The organism is Microbacterium ureisolvens, assembly GCF_019511645.1.
Classification (GTDB): domain Bacteria; phylum Actinomycetota; class Actinomycetes; order Actinomycetales; family Microbacteriaceae; genus Microbacterium; species Microbacterium ureisolvens_A.
Genome location: NZ_JAEUAX010000006.1, coordinates 242,834 through 262,728 on the forward strand (window position 1 = coordinate 242,834; position 19,895 = coordinate 262,728).

Here is a 19,895-nt window from a genome sequence, read left to right on the forward strand (position 1 = left end):
GCGTATTCATCTGAGCAGCTCGTGCACTCCTGGGAAGGGGCCGGCCCGCACGGGAGCGTGAGCCGGCCCGGAGGGAGACCGTCAGTCGTCGCTGTCGGCCGCCGTCGCGACCACGGCGAAGTCGGCGTCGAGGTCGATCTCGACGAACTCGCCCGCGCCGGTCAAGACGGTGACGTCCCACGGGGACGTGGTGTCGTCGTCGGCCTCGATCTCGACGATGCGACCGTCGGTCTCGGCAAGCGCGGCGTCCACGATCGCGGCGATCGACGCGGCGTCGAGGACGTACTGCGGGGCGCCGTCGTCGGCGGCGGACTCCGTGGAGACGACGGATGCCTCGCCGGCGGCGTCGACGCGCACCTCGGTCTCGGCGCCGTCCTCGGCCTCGAGGGTCACCTCGGCGCCGCCATCCCGCTTCAGGTCGATCGACGTGGGCTCGCCGTCACCCGCGGCGGACGCGGCGTCGATCATCGCGACGAGGTCGTCGGCGGAGTCGGTGCCGAGGTTCGACACGTCGCCGGCGGCGCTGTCGTCGCCGGCGCCCTCGTCGTCGCTCGAACCGTCGTCGTCGCTCGACCCGTCGTCGTCGCGGTCATCCGAGACCGACGATGCGTCTTCATCGGCCGCGTCGGCGATCTCGGCGCCGAGGGCGATGCCGCCGCCGGCGAGGAGCGCCGCGGCGAGCACCGCGCCGCCACCGATCAACCAGCCGCGGGTGCGGCTGCGCTTCGGGGCCGGAGCGGACGAGGGGGCGGTAGCGGGCGTCGCCGCCACCGCCTCGGTCTGAGCGAGGTCGGCGGGCTGAGCGGCGGGGGAGGTCTCGGGGGTGCTGTTCTTGTCATCCATGCTTCGATGGTGCCGAGCGGTCGCTGAAGCAGGCCTGAAGCATCCTGAAGCGGCCTTCAGACTGCCGCGGGGAGTGCGACGACGAACCGTGCGCCTCCGAGCGGCGAGTCCTCGACACGCACGCTGCCGCCCTCGGCCTCCGCGATCGCGCGGACGATCGCCAGTCCCAGGCCGCTGCCGCCGGCGTCGCGCGCCCGGGCCTCGTCGAGCCGCACGAAGCGCTCGAAGATGCGCTCACGCTCCCCCGGCGGAACGCCCGCCCCGTCGTCATCGACGGTCAGCAGCACCTGGCCGTCGCGCTCCGCCACGCCGAACGCGACGGCGCTGCGCGCATGGCGGGCGGCGTTGTCGGCGAGGTTGCGCACCAGCTGGCCGAGCAGGCGGACATCGCCGCGCACCCGCGCCGCGTGGACGCCCGATGCGTCGACGGCCGCACCCCCGGCGCGGAGCCGTTTCGCCTCGGCCAGAGCAAGGTCGTCCACATCGACGTCGTCCCGCTGCAGCACCGCCCGCTCGTCGAGCCGGGTGAGGAGCAGCAGCGCGTCGACGAGCTCCTGCATCCGAAGGCCCTCGTCGTGGACGACCTCGGCGAGGTCGTCCACCGAGGTCGCCTCGGGGTGCAGCTGTGCCAGCTCGGCGTGCTGGCGGATGGTCGCCAGGGGCGAGCGCAGCTCGTGGGATGCATCGGACACGAACCGGCGCTGCGCGGTGGCGGCAGCATCCAACCGGTCCAGCATGCGATTCATCGTTCCCGCGAGCGCGGCGATCTCATCGCCCGACGGCGGCACCGCCAGCCGCCGGTCGAGGCGGTCGGCCGTGATGTCGTCGACCTCGGCGCGGATGCGCGCGACCGGCCGGAGCGCCCGCCCGACAACCCACCACGTGATGCCGGCGACGAGTGCGGTGACGACGATCACGGCGACCGCCAGCAGCACCGCCACCGTCGTGAGCGTCTGCTGGTCGTCCTCGACCGGTACGGCGAGGACCAGGGTGCCGTCGTCGAGATCTTCCCGCACGACGAGCATCGGCTCGTCGTCGTAGGCAACGGTTCCCTCGGTGTTGGGCAGGTCGCCGCCCTCGGCCTCCTCGGAGGCGGCGACGACGCGTCCGTCGTCGTCGAGCACCTGCACGATGTCGTCGTCGAGCTCGGCCACCACCGAGGGGCCCTCAGCGTCGATGCGGGAGGCCAGCTGCTCGGCGCGCGTCTCGGCCGCGCGGACGGCGGCGTCGTGGATGCTCAGCGACAGGATTGCGTAGAACGCCAGCGCCCCGACCACGAGCGCCGCGGCCACGACGAGCGTCGCGGCGGCGGTGATGCGCGTGCGCAGCGAGCTGCGCCGCGGCTCAGCCACCGTCGGCCGCCAGTCGGTAGCCGGCACCGCGGATGGTCTCGATCGCCTCTCGCCCGAAGGGCCGGTCGACCTTGCGCCGCAGGTGCCCGACGTACACCTCGACGATGTTCGGGTCGCCCTCGAAGTCGTCGTTCCACACGCCGGCGATGAGATCGCGCTTGGAGAGCACCTGCCCGCGGTGGCGGATGAGGTGCTCGAGCACGGAGAACTCCCGCGATGTGAGGTCGATCTCGGCCTCCCCGCGCCAGACCTTTCGCGCTCCCGGGTCGAGCCGGAGGTCTCCCGCTTCGAGCACCGTCGGCCGCTCGATTCCGCCCCGGCGGATCAGCGCACGCAGCCGTGCGACGAGCACGGCGAACGAGAACGGCTTGGTGACGTAGTCGTCGGCGCCGGTCTCGAGCGCCTCGACCTGATCCCACTCGCCGTCCTTCGCCGTGAGCATGAGCACCGGTGTCCAGTTCTCCTCCGCGCGCAGCGCCTCGCAGACCTTCCAGCCGCTCATGCCCGGCATCATGAGGTCGAGCACGATGGCGTCGTACGTCGTCTCGCGTGCCCGCCACAGCCCGTCCACGCCGTTGTGCGCGACATCCACCCCGAAGCCCTCGGCCTCGAGTCCGCGACGGATGCCGTCGGCCAGGCGCACCTCGTCATCCACCACCAGAATCCGCATCCGCTCCAGTCTGGCCCGCTGCGGCTGAATCCACCCTGAAGCGCGCGCTGCGGCAGCGGTGCGCGAGACTGGGCAGATGGTCACCGTCACCGCCGTTCACGGCGACATCACCCGGCAGCAGGTCGATGCGATCGTGAACGCGGCCAACAACCGGATGCGGGGCGGAGGCGGCGTCGACGGCGCCATCCATCGCGCGGGCGGACCGGCGATCCTCGACGACTGCATCGCGCGGTTCCCCGACGGGCTGGCCACGGGCGACGCCGGATGGACCACGGCCGGAGACCTTCCTGCCACCTGGGTGATCCACACCGTCGGCCCCAACTATGCCGCCGGCGAGCGGGATAGAGCGCTCCTCGAGTCCTGCTATCGGCGAGCGCTGGAGGTGGCCGACGAGATCGGCGCCCGCACCGTCAGCTTCCCGCTCATCAGCGCCGGGATCTACGCGTGGCCGCTGAACGACGCCATCGACGCGGCGGTCACCACGATCGCGACGACGCCGACCCGCGTCGACGAGGCCGTGCTCGTCTCGTTCAGCGAAGACACGCATCGGCGGGTGCAGGCACAGGTGCAGCGCCGGTTCCCGCCGCCCACGGATGAAGGGTCGGTGGGACGACTGTTCGAGCGCGCGCCCGCGCAGATGGGCATGCGGGGAGACGCGTACCTGTGGCTCGCGCTCCGTGCCGAGTTCGCGACGACGCCGCTGCCGCCCACCTGGTTCGACCTCCGCCCGATGGTTCTGCAGGCAGCGGAAGCGATCATCGGCGCTCCTCTCGAGCACACCGATGATCCGATCCATGTGCCCGAGTTCGATCCCGGCCACGGCATGTCGGCCGGCAACGTGCTGCCGTCGTGGTGGCACGACACCGGCATCCCGATCCTCATCGACCGGTACGAGGCGGCGCATCACGAGGGCAGGTCACAGCCTGCCACGGACTGACCGCCGGTCCTCTTGCGAGGGCCGCCTGCCGGGAGTCGCTGTGAGGTGGTCGCTGCTGTCCGAGATCGGCGACCCCGTCGCGGTCACGATGGGGAGCGCCCCGCGGTGATCGGGGCGGTGTGACGGAATGCCATCGACCGATCCGAAGTCACCGGTCATGCGAGCCGCGTTCGGGGTGGCGCCCCCGCACCGCCCCCGGAACCGCGTGGTCAGTGGTTGTCGCCGGTGACGTCGATGAGCACCTTTCCGACGGCATTCTGCTCGACGGCGTCGTGGGCTGCGGCGGTCTCCTCCAGCGGGAACCACGTGAGCGGAAGCCCTGCTTCCTCGCCGACCGGGAGGGCACCGGCGCGGAGCGCCCCGGTGATGTCTTCGGCGGCCGCACTCAGCGCGGCCTCGCCCACCGTGTACAGAAGAAGGCCCTGAACGCGCACGTTCTTCGCGAACGTGGGCCGCACCGGCAGCAACGCCTGCTCACCGCCGTTGTCGGCGTAGTACGCGATCGAACCGTGGTTGGCGATGACCTGCCCGTCGAGACCGGCGTTCTGGGCGAGGGACACCTCGACGATCTGATCGACGCCCTGGGGAGCGAGCACGCTGATCTGCTCGGCGGCGTCGCCGCTTCGATAGTTGACCACGTGGTGCGCTCCCGCGGCGAGCGCGAGGGCTGCCTTCGCGTGGCTGGAGATGGTGGCGATCACCGTGGCGCCCGCCCACACGGCGAGCTGGATCGCCGCATGCCCGACGGCCCCGGCTCCGCCCGCGACGAGCACGACCCGGTCATCGAGCGCCCCCGGGGACAGTCGTGCCGGCCCGAGCTCATGAACGGTGAGCGCCCGGTGTGCCGTCATGGCGGGAACGCCGAGGCTCGCCGCGACGTCGAAACCGATCCCGCCGGGAAGCTTCACCGCTCGCGCGGCGGGCACCACCGTGTACTCCTGCGCGGTTCCGGTCGGACGCTGGTGCTGGGCGAGATAGAGCCACACGCGGTCACCGGCCACGAGCTCCGTCACACCATCGCCGACCGCGTCGACCACGCCCGCGCCGTCCTGATTCGGCACGATCTCATCGAACGCCAGGCGTGCGCCGCCTCCCGCGCGCGCCTTCCAGTCCGTCGGGTTGACGCCCGAGACGGCGACCTTCACCCGCACCTCCCCCGGGCCGGGCTGCGCGGGCTCGCGCTGCGCGAGCGAGAGGACGGACGACGTTCCACTGCGGGAGTACACGATCGATCGCATGCGAAAGGCCAACGCACGCGGGGCGACGTGCATTTCCCGCGAACGGGGCGGCACGGCCGCCGCCCGGTCGCGAGGAGAGGCCCAGACGAACGGATCCCGCGTCAGGCGGGCTGCGCGGGCTTCGTGCGCACCGGTCCCATCCACGTCGCCACCAGCACCGACGTGATCGCGCCCGCGGCCATGATCGCGGCGAGCACCACGATCTGGAAGCGACCGGCCTCGATCGGCGAGATGCCCCCGAAGATCGCGCCCACGAAGGCGCCGGGCAGCACGACGAGCCCGGTGGTCTTCGTCTGGTCGATCGCCGGCACCAGCGCGTCGCGCACGGCGCGGCGAGCGAGCTGCAGCGTCGATGTGCGCGGCCTTGCTCCGAGTGCGAGCCAGCCCTCGACCTCGTCCCAGTGATCCGCGATCGCGGTCGTGAACATGCGGCCGGTCAGGGTCGCGATGCTCATCGCGTTGCCGATGACGATCGCCCCGATGGCGAGCGCGTAGCGCGTCGTCAGCTCCAGCGCGCCCGTCGCGAATACCGCCGTCGTCGCGACGAGAACGCCCGCCGCGATCGAGGATCCCATCATGAGGGCAGCGCGGCCGGACCAGCCGACGCGACCCGTCGCGACGGAGGTCGCGATCGTGAACATGACCACGAGCGCGACGGCGATCCACATCGGGCTGGTGATGACGCCGGTGAGGATGACGCTGATGACGGCGAGCTGCACGGCGCCGCGCAGGATCGCCACCACCGGCGCCCACAGGCCGGGGATGCGGAACGCCGCGAGCACGGCGGTCGTGATGACCGCGAGCACGAGCACGCCGACGAGCGTCGGACCGAGGTCGGCGGGCAGGCTCACGGTCGGAGCCTACCGAGACGCGCTCGGCGCCGAATCGAGTGACTTCTGCCAGGCTCATCGTGTCCGACACGCCTCGAGACGGATGGAATGACATGGCCGAGCTGCGCTTCTCCTGGGTGGACGTCTTCGCCGAGACGCCTGTGACCGGCAATCCGCTCGCGCTGGTGCCCGGTGCCGACGGGCTGAGGGAACGGGAGATGCGCGCCATCGCGCGGGAGTTCAACCAGTCCGAGACGACGTTCCTCGTCACACCGACAGCCCCCGGCGCGGACTACCGCCTGCGCTCGTTCACGGCGGCCGGAGTGGAGGTGCTGGGCGCCGGCCACAACGCGATGGGCGCGGTCCGTCGAGCTCGGCCACCATCGCGGAGGCACGCCCGGACTTCAGTGCTGCGCACGCCGGCGCATCGTGACCGCGGCGGTCACCGTCGCCACCGCCACCAGCGCGGTGAACACGAGCAGCACGGTCGTCTGCGGGACGAAGGCCAGAGCGACCCCGATCACCAGCACCGGCAGCGCGAGGCCGCAGTACGCGATGAGGAACATGAGGGCGAGCGTCTCGCCGCGTCGTCCCGGCTCGGCGAGGTCCGCCGCCGTGGCGATCGCCGACTTGAAGAGCACCCCGACCCCGACGCCGGCGACGACCGCTCCGGCGATGAACAGCGGCAGCGCGACCAGCACCGCCCCCACCGCGATGGCGACGAGCCCCACCGCGCAGCACACCGCCGCGAGCCCGAGCTGAGTCGCACGGCCCAGGCGCCCGAGCACGATCTGCGCCACCGCCGCCGAGCCGAAGACGGTGCACACCAGAGCTCCCGCGAGCAGGTGCCCCCGCTCCCCGAAGGTGACCCCGAGGATGGTCGGCGCGAGCGACGTGAAGAGCCCGAAGACGGCGAAGCCGGCGAATGCTCCGAAGCCGGCGGCGACGAACGTCGCGCGCGACCGCGGCGGCGCCGACACGCGCTGCGGGCGGTAGCGGCGGCGCGTCGCCACGACCGTCTCGGGCACGAGGGTCACCGCGATCGCCAGCACCAGCAGCACGATCAGGAACACCGCATGCGGGAGGTGCAGCGGCTCGGGGAGGAACTGGGCGAACAGCCCGCCGATGAGCGGCCCCAGCGCGAGCCCGCCCAGGTTCGCCGCGCCCGACACGGAGGCGGCGACGATGGTGTTCTCGTCGGGCCGCGCGCGGGAGCGGAGCTCGCCGAGGTGCGCGGTGGCGGTCGCCGTGAGGATGCCGATGCTCACACCGTTCACGAACCGGGCTGTGATGAGTCCGGCGACGTCGGTGAAGAACAGGAAGAGCGCGGCCGACAGCGCGGACACGAGAATCGCGATGACCAGCATCCGCCGCCGTCCGGCCCAGTCGCTGACATGCCCGAGGAGGAAGAGGCTCGCAACCACGCCGACCGCGTAGGCGGCGAAGATCACGGTCACCACCGCGACCGGAAAGCCGTCCAGCTGCTGATACAGCGGATACAGCGGGGTGGGCACCGTGGAGTACGCCATGACGAGCAGAAAGGCGATCGCCACGAGCCAGAAGCCCGCACCTTCGCCGCGCGCACCGCGCGCAAGACCGATGGGGGCGTCATCCAGTCGGGTCATGCTCTTCTCCTCTGCGCGGGCCCCCGGGGTGCAGGCGCGGTACCGGCAGCCCCAGGCAGTGTTCGACGGTGGGCGGACGGATGCTGAGCCCCTTCGCCCGCGCGAGGTTCGCGGCATCCCATTCCGTATGACGGATGCGCACCTGGGCGACGTGCTCGCGCCAGCTGCCGAGTTCATAGGCCTCGATGATGGTGACCGGATCCTCGGCGGCCTCGTACAGGTGCCAGTCGCGCGCCCCGGTGCGGTAGCGCGTCTGCGCGACGGCGGCCATCGCGCGGCGGAACTCCTCGCGGTGGGACGCCTCCACCTGGTAGCGCACCAGGACCAGCACGCGGCGCTCGTCATCGTCGGCGACGGCCACGGGCGAGGCGTCCTCGAGCGGCACTGACCTGCGGCCCATCCCCTCGGTGCGCGGCAGCGGCCGTGCGAACTGGGCGAGACCCACGAGCGAGACGATCAGCCCGGCGGCCAGGAGCACCTCGGTCACGCCGAACACCGATGCGAGCGCGCCGTCGACCGCGGAGCCGATCGCCGTGCCGCCGAGCAGGACGAGCTGATAGATCGACAGCCCGCGGGTGCGCACCCAGGCCGGCAGGAACGCCTGGATGACCCCGCCGATGGTCGCGATGACGCCGATCCAGCCGAACCCGGCGGCCACGAGGAGCTCCAGCGCGATCCACAGCGAAGGCGTCACGGCGAGCGCCGCGATGGCGGCGCCGAAGAGCACCGCACAGGTCGACACCACGATGTTGACGCCGATCTTCGCGCGGACGACGGGGAGCACGAGGGCGCCCGCGATGGAACCGGCGCCGAGGGCGGCCAGGAGCAGGCCGTAGCCGGCGGCGCCGAGCCCGAGCGACTGCTGGGCGAGGACGGGCAGCAGTGCCCACAGCGCCACGGCGGGAAGGAGGAAGATCGCGAGCCGCAGGCAGATCGTGCGCACGACGCCGGCGTGCCGCACGTAGCGCAGGCCCGCGCGCGAGGCGTCCAGGAAGGGTTCGGGGTGGCTCGCGGGGCGCCGGTAGCCGCGCCAGCAGACGAGCACGACGAGGAACAGCGCGAACGACAGCGCGTTCACCGCGAACACGGCGGGCACGCCCAGCTGCGCCACGACCAGTCCCGCTGCGGCAGGACCGACGGCGCGCGCGATGTTGACGCTGATCGACACCAGTGAGGCGGCGTCGCCGAGCATCGGCGTCGGCACGACGTCGGCGGTGAGCGCCTGGTACGCCGGAAGCTGCACGGCGCTCGCGGCGCCGAGGGCGAAGGTGAGCGCGATGAGGGAGGCCGCGCCCAGCTGCCCGGTAGCCGCGAGGACCGTGAGCGCCGCGGCGACCGCGAACTGCACGGCCTGCGCGGCGATGAGGATGCGGCGCCGGTCGAGGAACTCGCCGATCACACCGGCGGGGATGGCGAGGAGCAGCACGGGGGCTGCGGCTGCGCTCTGCACGAGTGCGACGACCGCCGGCGAGCTGCCGCCCTCGACCAGCGACCACTGCGCGCCGACGCTCTGCATCCAGCTGCCCACGTTGCTCGCGAGGCCCGCGAGCCACAGCATCCGGAACGCGCCGACGGTCAGCGGAGCGAACGCCCCGGAACGCACGGCGCCGCCCCCGCCGACAGCGGAGCGGATGTCGGCGGAGGGCGGCGCCGTGGTCATCATGGGGTCACTCGGCGAGGAACGCGAGGATGTCGCGGTCGAGCTCTTCCTGGTACGCGCCGTAGATCCCGTGCGGAGCCCCGTCGTAGACCTTCAGCGTGCCCTTGCTGACCAGGGTGATGGTCTTCTCGGCCGCCGCCGCGATCGGGACGATCTGGTCGTCGCCGCCGTGCGCGATGAGGATCGGCACGTCGAGCGCCTTGAGGTCTTCGGTGAAGTCCGTCTCGGAGAACGCCTTGATGCAGTCGTACGCGCCCTTGAGGCCCACCAGCATGCCCTGGCGCCAGAAGTCGTACTTGGCGCCGGCCGACACCTGCGAGCCAGGACGGTTGGCGCCGAAGAACGACTCGGCGAGGTCGAGGTAGAACTGCGAGCGGTCCTTCAGCACGCCCTCCCGGATGCCGTCGAACACCTCGATCGGGGTGCCCTCGGGGTTCGAGTCCGACTTGACCATGACCGGGGGCACCGCGCCCGCCGTGATGATCTTGCGCACCCGCCCCTTGCCGTGCTGGGCGGCGAACCGCACGACCTCGCCACCGCCCGTCGAGTGACCGATCAGCGACAGGTCGTTGAGCTCGAGCGCGTCCACGAGCGCCGCGAGGTCGGCGGCGTAGGTGTCCATGTCGTTGCCGTTCCACGGCTGCGACGAACGGCCGTGGCCGCGGCGGTCGTGGGCGATCGCGCGGTAGCCGGCGTCGGCGAGCAGCTTCAGCTCGACCTGCCACGCATCGGAGTTCAGCGGCCAGCCGTGGCTCAGCACGACCGGCTTCCCCTCGCCGAGGTCGGTGTAGTAGATCTCGGTGCCGTCGGGGGTGGTGATGTAGGGCATGTCCATCTCTTTCTGTGGGTTACCGGGTTGGGGCTCAGGAGAAGTCGTCCAGCACAGCGAGGATCGCCGCGGCGACCTCGGCGGGGTGCGTGTGCATCAGCAGATGAGGCCCGTCGACGGTGACGAGTCCGCGGACGCCGGCGCGCTGGTAGCCGTAGCGCACGGCGTCGGGGTTGATGAGGCGGTCCTGTGCGGCGACGATCCCCCACGATGGGATGCTGCGCCACGCCGCCACGGTGGCGGGCTCCTCGAGGACACCCGCGTCGACCGGGCGCTGGGTGACCGCGAGAACGGCAGCCTCGTCGCTGGGAACGCCCAGGGCCGCCAGCAGCGGGAACTCCTCGGCCGCGACGAAGACCTCCTCGCGCGAGGTGCCGTCGGGCGAGGGGTACGGGAAGTGCTCGAAGAACGGCACGGCCTCGGCATCGGGGAACCGGGCGTGCAGGTCGCGGGCGCTCTCACCCTCCTCGAGGACGTAGCCGCTCACGAACACCAGCCCGACGACGTTCTCGGCGTCGCCGGCGACGCCGACCACGGTTGCGCCGTACGAGTGGCCGACGAGCACCACGGGGCCGTCGACGCGCTCGACGAAGGCGCGCACATAGGCGGCGTCGTCGGCGAGGCCGCGGTTCGAGATCGCGGCGACCCGCACGTCGACTCCCGCTCCCTGCAGCCGCAGCGCGACCGGCGACCAGCCGGCCCCGTCGGTGAACGCCCCGTGGGTCAGCACGACCGTGGGGGCGGTGCGCGATGCAGTGGTCATGACGATCCTCTTCCGGTGATTCCTGACGCCTCCGACGCTATGAGCGACGGGCGCCATCGCTCTCCGACAAGGTGTCGGCACTTCGCTGGACGGATGTCGCAACCGCTGCCTGTTCGTCGAGGAACGCCTCGACCACCGCGTTGAACGCGGCCGGGTTCTCGAGGAAGGGGAAGTGCGACGATGCCACCTCGCGGGGGAAGACGTGCAGCCGGGCACCCGGGATGCGCTCGGCGACGGCCTGCTGCGAGGCCGGCGACACGTGGCTGCCCTCACAGCCGACGACGAGTGTCGGCAGAGTGATTCCGGGCAGCACGTCGCGCCAGTCCTGCGTGCCGTGATCGAACAGCAGCGGCACGGCAGCGGCCCGCGGCGTCCGGGCGATCTGCTCTGTGACGAACTCCCACAGGTCGTCGTCCACCTCCCCGGTGAACATGCTGCGCACGAACGCGCGCACGACCTCGCCGGAGTCGTCCTCGTGGACGGCCTTCGCGAGCGCGGTCAGGCCGTCGACGGGGAGGATGCTGCCTGCCGCGGCCTGTTCGGCCTCCGTCATCCACGGCACCGCGACGACCGCGGCAGGCTGGTCGACGAGCAGCAGGCTGCGCACACGACTCCCTCCGAACAGCTCGAGGTAAGACCAGATCACCGAGGCGCCCATCGACCAGCCGAGCAGGTCGGCTCGCTCGATCCGCAGGGCGTCGAGCACATCGCGCAGGTCTGCGGCGAGCCGGGCGATGCGGTACCCGTGGTCGGGTCGCGAGGAGGTGCCGTGCCCGCGCATGTCGAAGGTCACGATGCGTCGCCGGTGCGCCAGACCCGCTGCCTGGCCGCGGAACATCGCCTGGGTCTGCCCCCAGCCGTGAAGGAGTATGAGCACGGCGCCGTCGCCGCCGGTGTCGCGCACCGACAGCTCGACACCATCGCTCGTGACCACAGTCCGTTCGCGCACGATGGTCACATCCGCCCCGAGTGTTCCCAGTAGACCGCGAGTTTCAGTGCGAGGTGGAGGACGCTCCGGGCGAACCCGTCGTCGAGCGCGTCACGCACGGCCTGCGGCATGTTCTCGAGGCGGTAGTACAGCGTGGTGCGATGGATGTGCAGCGCCTCGCACACCTCGCGCACGTGGCCGGCGCCGTCGAGGAACACCTCGATCGTCTGCCGCTGCAGGGGATCGCCCCCGTGGATGAGACTGTGCGCGGCCGGCGAGTACCACTGCAGCCGCGCCGGGTCGGAGACGATGTCGGCGACGAGCAGCCACGGCGCCACCTGCTCGGACGACGCGTGGCCGCCGAACTCCGGCAGGAGCTCAGCGATCGCCGCCGTGGCGATCGCACGGTCCGCGACGGGCCGGAGGTCATCGTCGGTCCGCGAAAGGGCGGCGGCGCCCACCGCGCGCACCAGCACCCCTGCCTGCGCGGCCTGCGCTGCGATCGCGGCGTGCACCTCGGCCTCTTCTCCTCCGCGGCCGAGGAACAGCAGGGCCGCCCCATCCTCGCCGAGGAACGACAGACGCAGTCGCTCGACGCCCTCGAGCGCGCGGCCGAAAGCCGCGCGCTGCACCACGCCGGTGTCGTAGCCGATCGCGACCGCGCGGACTACGCTCTCGGGCCCGCGCTCGACGCCGTAACTGCGCACCGCCGTGCCGAGCGCGGTGCGGCGGGCCGCAGCATCCGTGGCCAGCAGCCCCCGCATCACGGTGCTGCGGGCCGTCGATCCATCCGTGGTGTCGCGCTCGGCGAGGACGCTGCGGGCGACCTCGACGGCGGCGTCGACGGCGCGGAAGTGGTGGTCCTGCAGCGGCGGAAGGTTGCCGGTGATGAGCCACAGCACCCCGAGCGGGGTGTCGTCGTGCCAGATCGGCACCGCGAGGCGTTCGTGCGCGCCGAACTGGGCGAGGTCGATCGTGAGCGGGCGCCGCGACTGCGTCACCCGCAGGGTCTCGAGGTAGGCGCGTTCGCGCGGGGGCGTGACGCGCCGCAGGAGAGCCCGGGCGCGAACCTCGTCGATCTCGTCGCCCTGGGCGCTCGCCACGATGGGCCGGTAGGCCAAGTCGTTGATGACCACCGACCGACCGAGCGTCTCTGCGAGCTCGTCGACCAGGTCCTGCAGGTTCATCGCGTCTCTCCTCGCCGCGGGGGCATCGTTCTCGAGGATTAGACGGTAGGTTCCGGATGCTGCGCCGTGGGAGGCCCGCGTTGTACCAGTCAGCCGGCTCGGCGTCTCAGGCCGGCGCTGCGGTCAGCGCCGTCGACATTCGGGAGAACACGGCCTCGGTGATGCTTCCCGGAGGAGCCGCCATCACCGTGAGCTGGTACCCGGGGAGGCTGCGCACGCCGAAGTTCTGGCCCTCCACCGCGATCTCCCCCAGGCCGTCGACAGCGATGTGGAACACGGCGTCCTCCGGTCCCGACACGTCGTGGCGGGCCCAGATGCGCACGAAGTCGGGGTCGGACGAGAGCTCGTCGACGATCTCGCGCAGGCGCGGCGAGTCGGGGTGCGCGTCACGGCGCAGGGTCGCGACGGCGGATCGCGTCATGCTCTCCCACTCGACGAGGGTGGCCTTCATGCGGTCGTTGAAGAGGTTCACGACCTGGTTCGATCCCGCCGAGAGCCCGCCGTGGCCGAACGCCGCCGCCATCGGATTGGCCGCGACGATGTCGCGATGCGGGTCGGACATGTACGCCGGGGTGTGGGTCCAGCGGCTCAACACGCGCGCGATCTGCTCGGCCACGCGATCGGCGACGGGCGCGGCCGGCGGTGGGCTCCCCGTCGCGAGACGGAAGAGGTACAGCCGCGACTCCTGGTCGAGGAGCAGGGCGCGGGCGATCGCATTCAGCACCTGGTCGGACGGCCGCGCCCCGCGCCCCTGTTCCAGGCGCAGGTAGTACTCGGGGCTGATCCCCGCGAGCATCGCCACCTCGTCGCGGCGCAGGCCCGGCACCCGCCGGCCCGCTTCGCGTGGCAGGCCGGCGTCCTCCGGCGCCGTCACGTCGCGCCGGGCACGCAGGTATTCCCCGAGGGCGATCAGGTGCCTGCTCATGTGCGCTCCTTCCGCGGCCGGCCAGGCCGGCGTCGGAACGACGCTAGGTGATGGAGACACCGCTCCACATCCCCCGCGCGCCCCGCCGACATCGCATGTTCGGTCCGCGCATCGCGTTTCGTCGCACGCGCTTTCGTCACGGGTCGGATGCGCCCGTCGTCGGGCCCCGCCACAATGAGCCGAGACCCGAAGGAGGACGCATGTCAGGATTCCCGCCGTACGCGCCCGTGGTCGGCGGTGCGACCCAGGCGTTCGGCGCGCCGCTCACGGCGAACGCCGTGTTCCTTGTCGCGACGGTGCGCGAGGGCGGTATCGACACCGCGCGCTCCGTGCTCGGCGGGATCTCCGACACCATCAAGGCCGTCGCGTTCCGGGACCCCACCTCGACGCTCACGTGCACGGCGGGCATCGGCGCGCGGGTGTGGCCAGAGCTGGCCCGATTGCCCCTTCCCGCTGAGCTGCGGCCCTTCACGCCGGTCACGGGCGCTGTGCACACCGCCCCGGCGACTGCCGGCGACCTGCTGTTCCACATCCGTGCCGAGCGCGCCGACATCGTCTTCGAGTTCGAGCGCCAGCTGGTCGACGCGCTGGGCGATGCGGTCACCGTCGACGATGAGACGGCCGGGTTCCGCTCGTTCGATCGGCGCGATCTGCTCGGATTCGTGGACGGCACCGCCAACCCCGTCGGCATCGAGATCGCCGAGGCGTGTCTGGTGGGAGACGAAGACCCCGTGCATGCCGGCGGCAGCTACGTGATGACGCAGAAGTACGTGCACCCGATCGCCGCGTGGAGCGCGTTGTCGACCGAGGCACAGGAGGCCGTGATGGGTCGCACGAAGGCCGACAACATCGAGCTCGACGACGCGGAGGACGGCCAGAAGGCGCACAAGACCCTCGCCACGATCGTCGACGACGCCGGCGCGGAGCACGCCATCCAGCGCGACAACATGCCGTTCGGCCGGCCCGGCGCCGGGGAGTTCGGCACCTACTTCCTCGGCTACTCCCGCCATCTCTGGGTCATGCAGCGCATGCTGGAGCGCATGTTCATCGGCAACCCGCCGGGCCTGCACGACCGGCTGCTCGACTTCTCGACGCCGCTCACCGGTTCGGTGTTCTTCGCTCCGAGCGCGGAGGCGCTCGACGCCCTCGCGGACTGAGGCTGCCCGACGCGAACGGCGGATCAGGCCGCGCGCAGCGACTGCGCCAGCGTCGAGGCGCCATGGCGGGCGATCGCCCGCACCTCGGCCTCGGGCCGCCCGACGCGGTCGAGCTGGATGAGCGCCTGCGACAGGGCGATGGCATGCGCCGCGGCGTCCGCGACCTCGGCCGCGTCGGGCGACTGCCCCGTCAGCCGCGCGAGCTCGCGGGCCACCCCCGCCTCCATCGCGGCGGTCGTCGACCGAGCGATCTCGGCGACGTCGGGGTCGGTGCCGAGCTCGGAGACCGTGTTGACGAGGAGGCAGCCGCGGCGATCGGGCCGGGACCGGCAATCGTCGACGATCGCGTCGAACAGCTGCCGCAGCATCCGTTCGGGGTCGCGCTCCCCTGAGAGGGCGTCTTCGACGAGCACCACCCGCCGGTCGCAGTACCGCCGGAAGGCGGCGAGGAACAGCGCCCATTTGCTCCCCCACGCCTGATACAGGCTGCCGTTGGCCACCCCCGTGGCCGCGGAGAGGTCGACGAGCGACGACGCACGATAGCCGCCGGCCCAGAACAGCTCGATGGCGGCATCGAGCAGTTCGTCTTCGTCGAACGAGCGGGAACGGGGCATCCCCTCACGCTATCCGCGTCGCGCGGGGGTCACATCCCCTGTTGCGCGGGAATTCCCCGCGCCCACCTCCCCCGGAGTTTGTTCTGGAGGCACGGCTCCATCACAATGGCGGTATGCCGGACACCCTCCGCCCACAGATGCGGTCGTCCGGATCCGACCGAGCCCTGCTCGCCGGCGGCGCACCGCGGCTGCCGCTGCGTGGGCGATCGCAAGCCCTCGCCCGCGTTCTCGCGACCCTCGATGCCGCCGCCTCCGCGGGCACGCAGCCCAGCGCGCCGGTCCTGCTGCGGGGCTCGCCGGGTATCGGCAAGACGAGGCTCCTGGCCGAGGCGATCGCCGACGCCGAGCGACGGGGCTGGTGCACCATCACGGTCACCCCCGACGTCGACTCGGCCGGCGTGCCGCTGGGCGCTCTGACCGAGGCCGCGCTGCGCGGCACCCCGTCGCTCTTGAGCGAGGCCGATCTGCGTCCGGTGCTGGCGGGCGGCGAACCGCAGTACTGGGTCACCCGCATGCTCGCCGACGCGCTCGAGAGGGCGGCGTCCGATCGCGGCGTGCTCGTCGTGATCGACGATCTGCACTGGCTCGACGCGGCCTCGCTGGTCGCGGTGTCGTCGCTCATCCGGTCCCTGCGCGATCACCCGGTCGCCTGGGTGCTCGCCACGCGCACCGGTCCGGCGCGCGCTGCGCTCGGACGCCTGGTCGACGAGGTGATCGGCAACGGCGGCGTGGTCGATCTCGCTCCGATCGACAGGGATGCCGTGGCCGACCTCGCGACGGATCTCCTGGGTTCTCCGCCCGGGCCGGGCATCGAGGCGGCGCTCGAGCGCACCGGGGCGATCCCGCTCCTCGTCGTCGAACTCGTGCGGGGGCTTCGCGAAGAGCACCTGCTCGCCCCGCGCGCCGGCCGCGTCGACGCCATCGACCAGGCGGTGCCGGCCCGGTTCGGCGCCTCGTCGAGGGAACGACTCGCCCACGTGAGCCCGGAGGCGCTGCTGCTGGCGCAGGTCGGCAGCCTTTTCGGCCGGCGATTCCGACTGGCGGACGCCTTGCGCGTGCTGGACCGGTCCGCGGGAGCGATGGCTCCGGCCCTCAGCGAGCTGCTCGCGGTCGAGATCCTCGCCGACGACGGCTCGTCACTCGCCTTCGTGCACGACACGCTGCGCGAGGCCGCCGACGCGACGCTGAGCGGCTCGCTGCGGCGGCTGCTGCAGCGCGACGTCGTGCGCGTGCGGCTGGAGTCGGGCGAGCCCGCGTCGGCCGTCGCGGCGGCGGTGGTCGCCAGCGCCGAGCCCGGCGACGAGACCTCGTTCCGCCTCGTGCGCGAGGCCGCCCTCCAGCTCGCGGGCGCCGATGCGGTGGAGGCGGCGACGCTCGGATCCGCGGCGATCCGCCTGGCTCGGCACGTGCCGCGGTTCGCCGGCGAGGCCGCCGACCTGCTCCCTGTGCTGTGGGCGGCGGGGCGCGGCGACGAGGCAGAGGCAGCAGCCGCAGACCTCGCGCCGTACCTGCAGCCCGAAGAGCGCGCGCGAAGCCTGCTGGCCGTGGCGAGGCAGCAGACCGAATCGTCGTTCGACCGCGCGATCACCACCTGTGACGAGGCGCTCGCCATCGCCGATGTGTCCCGCGCGACGCGGACAGACCTGCTCGCGGTGCGCGCGCTCAGCTGCGCGAACAAGGCCGACTTCGCCGAGCTCGAGCGCACCCTCGCCGAGGCGCGCGCCATCGCCGATCCGACCGCCGACGGCGCCGCCCTCGCCACGGTCGATGCGACCGAATCCGTGTACGAGTTCAACAGCAACCGATTCGAGCACGCCGTCGAGCTCATCGACTCCGCTGTCGCCCGCGTGGAGGCGAGTGGTCAGCGCTCCGCGCTGTGGATGCCCGAGGGCCTGTGGGCGGCGTTCATGCACAGCTCGATGGGCGAGCCCGCCACCGCGCTGCGGCTCGTCGACGACGGTCTCGCCGCGGCGCGCGCCGCGCGCAGCGTGAACGCGGAGGCGCTCTGGATGATGGTGCGCTGCCGCGCGCTCTACGACGCCGGCAGGCTCGAGGACGCCCGCATCCAGGCCGAGACGGTGCTCACCCTCGCGGAGGACCTGCCGCTCGGCGACTTCGCGGCGGCGACCGCCGGAGTGGTCGCGTTCCGGGTCGCGCTGCACCTCGGCGACGGCGAGGCCCTTCGCGCGGTGCGACCGATCATCTCCGATCTCGCTCAGGGCACCTCGGTCACCAAGGCGGGGCGCTGGACTCTGGCGCTCGAGGCGATCGACGAGAACCGGCTCGACGATGCGATGGCGCTCAGCGAGATCTCGCGAGCGTCGCTCGGGGATCCGATCCCGCCCATGACGACGCCGTCCGACTTCGCCGACGACCTCACGCTCGCAGACCTGCTCGTGCGCGTCGGCGACACGGCGGGCGCGGCGAGCGTGGTGACCCGTGCCGCGCGGCGCGCAGCATCCAACCCCTCCCACTCCTTCGCGCGCGCCATCCACGATGCCGTCCGCGGGCGGGTCGACGGCGACACCGGCGCGCTCGAGTCCGCCGCCGCGGCGCTGCGCGACGCCGGGCGCCGGCCCCTCGTGCACGCGCAGGTGCTGGAGGCCCTCGAGCGCTCGGGCGCCGACGACCGGAGGTCGCGGACCGCCCTCGAGGAAGCGCTCGCGGTGTACGAGTCCCTGGGTGCGGTGCGCGACGCCAGCCGCGTGCTGCACCGTCTGCGCGAGCGCGGCGTGCGGCGGCGGCCGCGCGTCACGAGTGATGACGAGGTGCTCTCGACCCGCGAGCGGCAGGTGCTCGACAGGCTCGTGACGGGCGCGACCACGCAGCAGATCGCCGATGCGCTGTTCATCTCGCCGCACACGGTGATCTCGCACACCCGGCGGATCTACGCCAAGCTCGGCGTCAACTCGCGGCGTCAGCTGATCGAGCGGCAGCGCGCAGCGGAGTGACGCCCTGCGCCGTGCGCGGGAAGGTCGCCAGCACCGAGGGATCGATGTCGAGGTGCGCGGCCACGAGCTGCGGCGGCACGTGCGCCAGCCAGTTCGCGAGCGAGACCTCCTCGTACTTGTCGGTGCGGAACACCTCGAGGAACTGGAGGACGTCGTCGCCGGTGTTCTCGATGTAGTGCCCGTAGTTCGCGCGCACGACCCCCACGTCGCCGGCCCGGAAGTCGGTCGTGTTCGCGTGCGGGCCGGTGTTGAATACCGTCATGCGCGCCGATCCGCGCAGGTAGTACTGCCACTCGTCGGCATTCGGGTGCCAGTGCAGCTCGCGCATCGACCCCGGGTTCACCGTGACCAGTGCTGCGGCGACCGTGTTCGAGTAGGTGAAGATCGTGGAATCGGCGATCCGGATGCTGCCGCCGGAGTTCTCGAAGCGGGGCTGAGTGCGCGAGAGCCGGAAGATCACCGGTTCGGCTCCCCACTCCACACCCGCGGCGGCCTGGTCGTCGGCCAGCGGTCCGGGCTCCTTCCCCGGGAAGATCCAGAGGTTGTGCAGCGGAATTTCGGAGAAGACCTCCTGTGCGACGCCGAAGTTCTTGGCCAGCACCTCCGGCGGCGTGTGCGCGAACCAGTCGGTGAGCAGCAGGGTGTTCGACTCGGACTGGTCGCCGTCGTCGAACGCGAGCACGAACTCGGCCCCGTCGGGGCCGAGGCCCTGCAGCGAGTGCGGCGTTCCCGCAGGGAAGAACCACAGGTCGCCCTCCTCCACGTCCTCGACGGCGGGCAGCCCGCTGCGGCCGAGCGTCGTGATGCGACACCTGCCGCGCGTCATCACGGCCCACTCGGCGGTCCGATGCCAATGGAGCTCGCGGATGCCGCCGGGCTCGAGGTACATGTTGACGCCGGCGATCTCGTCCGAGATGTGAAAGTCCTCGCGGGTCAGCTCACGGGCCCACCCACCGCGCTGCACGCGCCGGGGCGAGATGTTGAAGGACGACCAGAAGAACGGCTGCGTGGAGATGTCGGTCGCGGGCGCGTCGATCTGATTCGGGAACTGGGACTCGATCACCTCGTTCTGCGGACCGGTCATCCGGGTGCTGGAAGGACGGTCCGCGGTGTTCACCTCGCCTTCGGGCGGCAGGTCCGGGTTGCCGAAGGCGGGGACCTCGTGCTGGGGGGCGGCGTTGCTCGTCGATTCCATGTCGGCTCCTTCCGAGGACGGCGGGCGTCACGCCAGCATGGCGAGGCGGGCCGCCCGGGTCGAGCGTCAATCGACGCAAGGCGTTCGGACGGATGTCGAGATCCCACGCGCCCGCTGATCCAGCCGGGACCGTTTGCGGTTCTGGCGAATCCATCGAGCACGCCCCGCCGTTTCGATTCTGTTTTCCGGCT

At 72.0% G+C, this 19,895-nt stretch carries 17 protein-coding genes and 1 pseudogene; 4 read left to right on the forward strand and 14 right to left on the reverse strand.

Translation table 11 applies throughout. From position 1 onward, the window contains the following. Positions 1-81 precede the first annotated feature (81 nt). The 3 genes from JNB61_RS13005 to JNB61_RS13015 are packed head-to-tail and all read right to left on the reverse strand — an operon-like array spanning position 82 to position 2,865. The gene (locus tag JNB61_RS13005; protein ID WP_220339893.1) at positions 82-843 is read right to left on the reverse strand and encodes a PepSY domain-containing protein; all 762 of its coding nucleotides are present in this window, start codon (positions 841-843) and stop codon (positions 82-84) included. Positions 844-899: 56 nt separating this feature from the next. Next, positions 900-2,222, reverse strand: coding sequence for a sensor histidine kinase (locus tag JNB61_RS13010; RefSeq protein ID WP_308291265.1), 1,323 nt, complete (start codon positions 2,220-2,222; stop codon positions 900-902). Further along, positions 2,188-2,865: a response regulator transcription factor gene (locus JNB61_RS13015; RefSeq protein ID WP_220339894.1), complete on the reverse strand. Its 678-nt coding sequence runs from the start codon at positions 2,863-2,865 to the stop codon at positions 2,188-2,190. Before JNB61_RS13015 ends, JNB61_RS13010 begins: the two co-directional genes overlap by 35 nt. 76 nt (positions 2,866-2,941) lie before the next feature. On the opposite strand from JNB61_RS13015, the gene JNB61_RS20520 reads away from it, so the two are divergent. Next, the gene (locus JNB61_RS20520) at positions 2,942-3,802 is read left to right on the forward strand and encodes an O-acetyl-ADP-ribose deacetylase (RefSeq protein ID WP_220339895.1); all 861 of its coding nucleotides are present in this window, start codon (positions 2,942-2,944) and stop codon (positions 3,800-3,802) included. 209 nt (positions 3,803-4,011) lie between these two features. Here JNB61_RS20520 and JNB61_RS13025 read toward each other — a convergent pair whose 3' ends face one another. Together JNB61_RS13025 and JNB61_RS13030 are read right to left on the reverse strand one after the other, a co-directional pair. Beyond that, positions 4,012-5,040 (reverse strand): NADPH:quinone reductase, encoded by a 1,029-nt coding sequence (locus JNB61_RS13025; RefSeq protein WP_220339896.1) that lies wholly within the window; start codon positions 5,038-5,040, stop codon positions 4,012-4,014. A gap of 101 nt (positions 5,041-5,141) precedes the next feature. After that, on the reverse strand, positions 5,142-5,891 hold the full coding sequence (locus JNB61_RS13030; RefSeq protein WP_220288368.1) for an ABC transporter permease: 750 nt from the start codon (positions 5,889-5,891) through the stop codon (positions 5,142-5,144). Positions 5,892-5,983: 92 nt separating this feature from the next. Here JNB61_RS13030 and JNB61_RS13035 point away from each other — a divergent pair. Beyond that, positions 5,984-6,226: pseudogene (locus JNB61_RS13035) on the forward strand (PhzF family phenazine biosynthesis protein); the annotation flags it as partial. Positions 6,227-6,274: 48 nt separating this feature from the next. Here the strand turns inward: JNB61_RS13035 and JNB61_RS13040 are convergent. The 7 genes from JNB61_RS13040 to JNB61_RS13070 form a co-directional block, all read right to left on the reverse strand. Continuing rightward, entirely contained in the window at positions 6,275-7,495 is a 1,221-nt protein-coding gene (locus JNB61_RS13040; RefSeq protein WP_220288367.1) for an MFS transporter, read from the reverse strand. Continuing rightward, a complete protein-coding gene (locus tag JNB61_RS13045) occupies positions 7,479-9,158 on the reverse strand; it encodes an MFS transporter (RefSeq protein ID WP_220339897.1) in 1,680 nt (559 codons plus the stop codon). The genes JNB61_RS13040 and JNB61_RS13045 overlap by 17 nt, the downstream gene beginning before the upstream one ends. 4 nt (positions 9,159-9,162) lie before the next feature. Next, positions 9,163-9,984, reverse strand: a complete 822-nt coding sequence (locus tag JNB61_RS13050) for an alpha/beta fold hydrolase (protein ID WP_220339898.1) — start codon at positions 9,982-9,984, stop codon at positions 9,163-9,165. Positions 9,985-10,018: 34 nt separating this feature from the next. Next, positions 10,019-10,747, reverse strand: coding sequence for an alpha/beta fold hydrolase (locus JNB61_RS13055; RefSeq protein ID WP_220339899.1), 729 nt, complete (start codon positions 10,745-10,747; stop codon positions 10,019-10,021). 37 nt (positions 10,748-10,784) lie between these two features. Next, positions 10,785-11,696 (reverse strand): alpha/beta fold hydrolase, encoded by a 912-nt coding sequence (locus tag JNB61_RS13060; RefSeq protein ID WP_308291266.1) that lies wholly within the window; start codon positions 11,694-11,696, stop codon positions 10,785-10,787. Positions 11,697-11,701: 5 nt separating this feature from the next. Further along, positions 11,702-12,862, reverse strand: coding sequence for a helix-turn-helix domain-containing protein (locus JNB61_RS13065; RefSeq protein WP_220339900.1), 1,161 nt, complete (start codon positions 12,860-12,862; stop codon positions 11,702-11,704). A gap of 106 nt (positions 12,863-12,968) precedes the next feature. Continuing rightward, positions 12,969-13,787 (reverse strand): helix-turn-helix domain-containing protein, encoded by an 819-nt coding sequence (locus JNB61_RS13070; protein ID WP_220288363.1) that lies wholly within the window; start codon positions 13,785-13,787, stop codon positions 12,969-12,971. A 200-nt stretch (positions 13,788-13,987) separates the two neighbouring features. On the opposite strand from JNB61_RS13070, the gene JNB61_RS13075 reads away from it, so the two are divergent. After that, complete coding sequence (locus tag JNB61_RS13075) at positions 13,988-14,944, forward strand: Dyp-type peroxidase (RefSeq protein ID WP_220339901.1); 957 nt, start codon at positions 13,988-13,990, stop codon at positions 14,942-14,944. Positions 14,945-14,967: 23 nt separating this feature from the next. On the opposite strand, the gene JNB61_RS13080 is transcribed toward JNB61_RS13075, so the two are convergent. Next, positions 14,968-15,558, reverse strand: coding sequence for a TetR/AcrR family transcriptional regulator (locus JNB61_RS13080; protein ID WP_220339902.1), 591 nt, complete (start codon positions 15,556-15,558; stop codon positions 14,968-14,970). Between the two features lie 113 nt (positions 15,559-15,671). On the opposite strand from JNB61_RS13080, the gene JNB61_RS13085 reads away from it, so the two are divergent. Next, complete coding sequence (locus JNB61_RS13085) at positions 15,672-18,509, forward strand: ATP-binding protein (RefSeq protein ID WP_220339903.1); 2,838 nt, start codon at positions 15,672-15,674, stop codon at positions 18,507-18,509. Here JNB61_RS13085 and JNB61_RS13090 read toward each other — a convergent pair. Then, complete coding sequence (locus JNB61_RS13090; protein WP_220339904.1) at positions 18,463-19,704, reverse strand: cupin domain-containing protein; 1,242 nt, start codon at positions 19,702-19,704, stop codon at positions 18,463-18,465. The genes JNB61_RS13085 and JNB61_RS13090 overlap by 47 nt on opposite strands. Positions 19,705-19,895: the final 191 nt, after the last annotated feature.

Coding starts and splice junctions, on each gene's coding strand:
- JNB61_RS13085 (WP_220339903.1), top strand. CDS start 15,672: ATGCCGGACACCCTCCGCCCACAGATGCGGTCGTCCGGATCCGACCGA.
- JNB61_RS13005 (WP_220339893.1), bottom strand. CDS start 843: ATGGATGACAAGAACAGCACCCCCGAGACCTCCCCCGCCGCTCAGCCC.
- JNB61_RS13025 (WP_220339896.1), bottom strand. CDS start 5,040: ATGCGATCGATCGTGTACTCCCGCAGTGGAACGTCGTCCGTCCTCTCG.
- JNB61_RS13075 (WP_220339901.1), top strand. CDS start 13,988: ATGTCAGGATTCCCGCCGTACGCGCCCGTGGTCGGCGGTGCGACCCAG.
- JNB61_RS13050 (WP_220339898.1), bottom strand. CDS start 9,984: ATGCCCTACATCACCACCCCCGACGGCACCGAGATCTACTACACCGAC.
- JNB61_RS13045 (WP_220339897.1), bottom strand. CDS start 9,158: ATGATGACCACGGCGCCGCCCTCCGCCGACATCCGCTCCGCTGTCGGC.
- JNB61_RS13040 (WP_220288367.1), bottom strand. CDS start 7,495: ATGACCCGACTGGATGACGCCCCCATCGGTCTTGCGCGCGGTGCGCGC.
- JNB61_RS13070 (WP_220288363.1), bottom strand. CDS start 13,787: ATGAGCAGGCACCTGATCGCCCTCGGGGAATACCTGCGTGCCCGGCGC.
- JNB61_RS13090 (WP_220339904.1), bottom strand. CDS start 19,704: ATGGAATCGACGAGCAACGCCGCCCCCCAGCACGAGGTCCCCGCCTTC.
- JNB61_RS13065 (WP_220339900.1), bottom strand. CDS start 12,862: ATGAACCTGCAGGACCTGGTCGACGAGCTCGCAGAGACGCTCGGTCGG.
- JNB61_RS13055 (WP_220339899.1), bottom strand. CDS start 10,747: ATGACCACTGCATCGCGCACCGCCCCCACGGTCGTGCTGACCCACGGG.
- JNB61_RS13080 (WP_220339902.1), bottom strand. CDS start 15,558: ATGCCCCGTTCCCGCTCGTTCGACGAAGACGAACTGCTCGATGCCGCC.
- JNB61_RS13015 (WP_220339894.1), bottom strand. CDS start 2,865: ATGCGGATTCTGGTGGTGGATGACGAGGTGCGCCTGGCCGACGGCATC.
- JNB61_RS20520 (WP_220339895.1), top strand. CDS start 2,942: ATGGTCACCGTCACCGCCGTTCACGGCGACATCACCCGGCAGCAGGTC.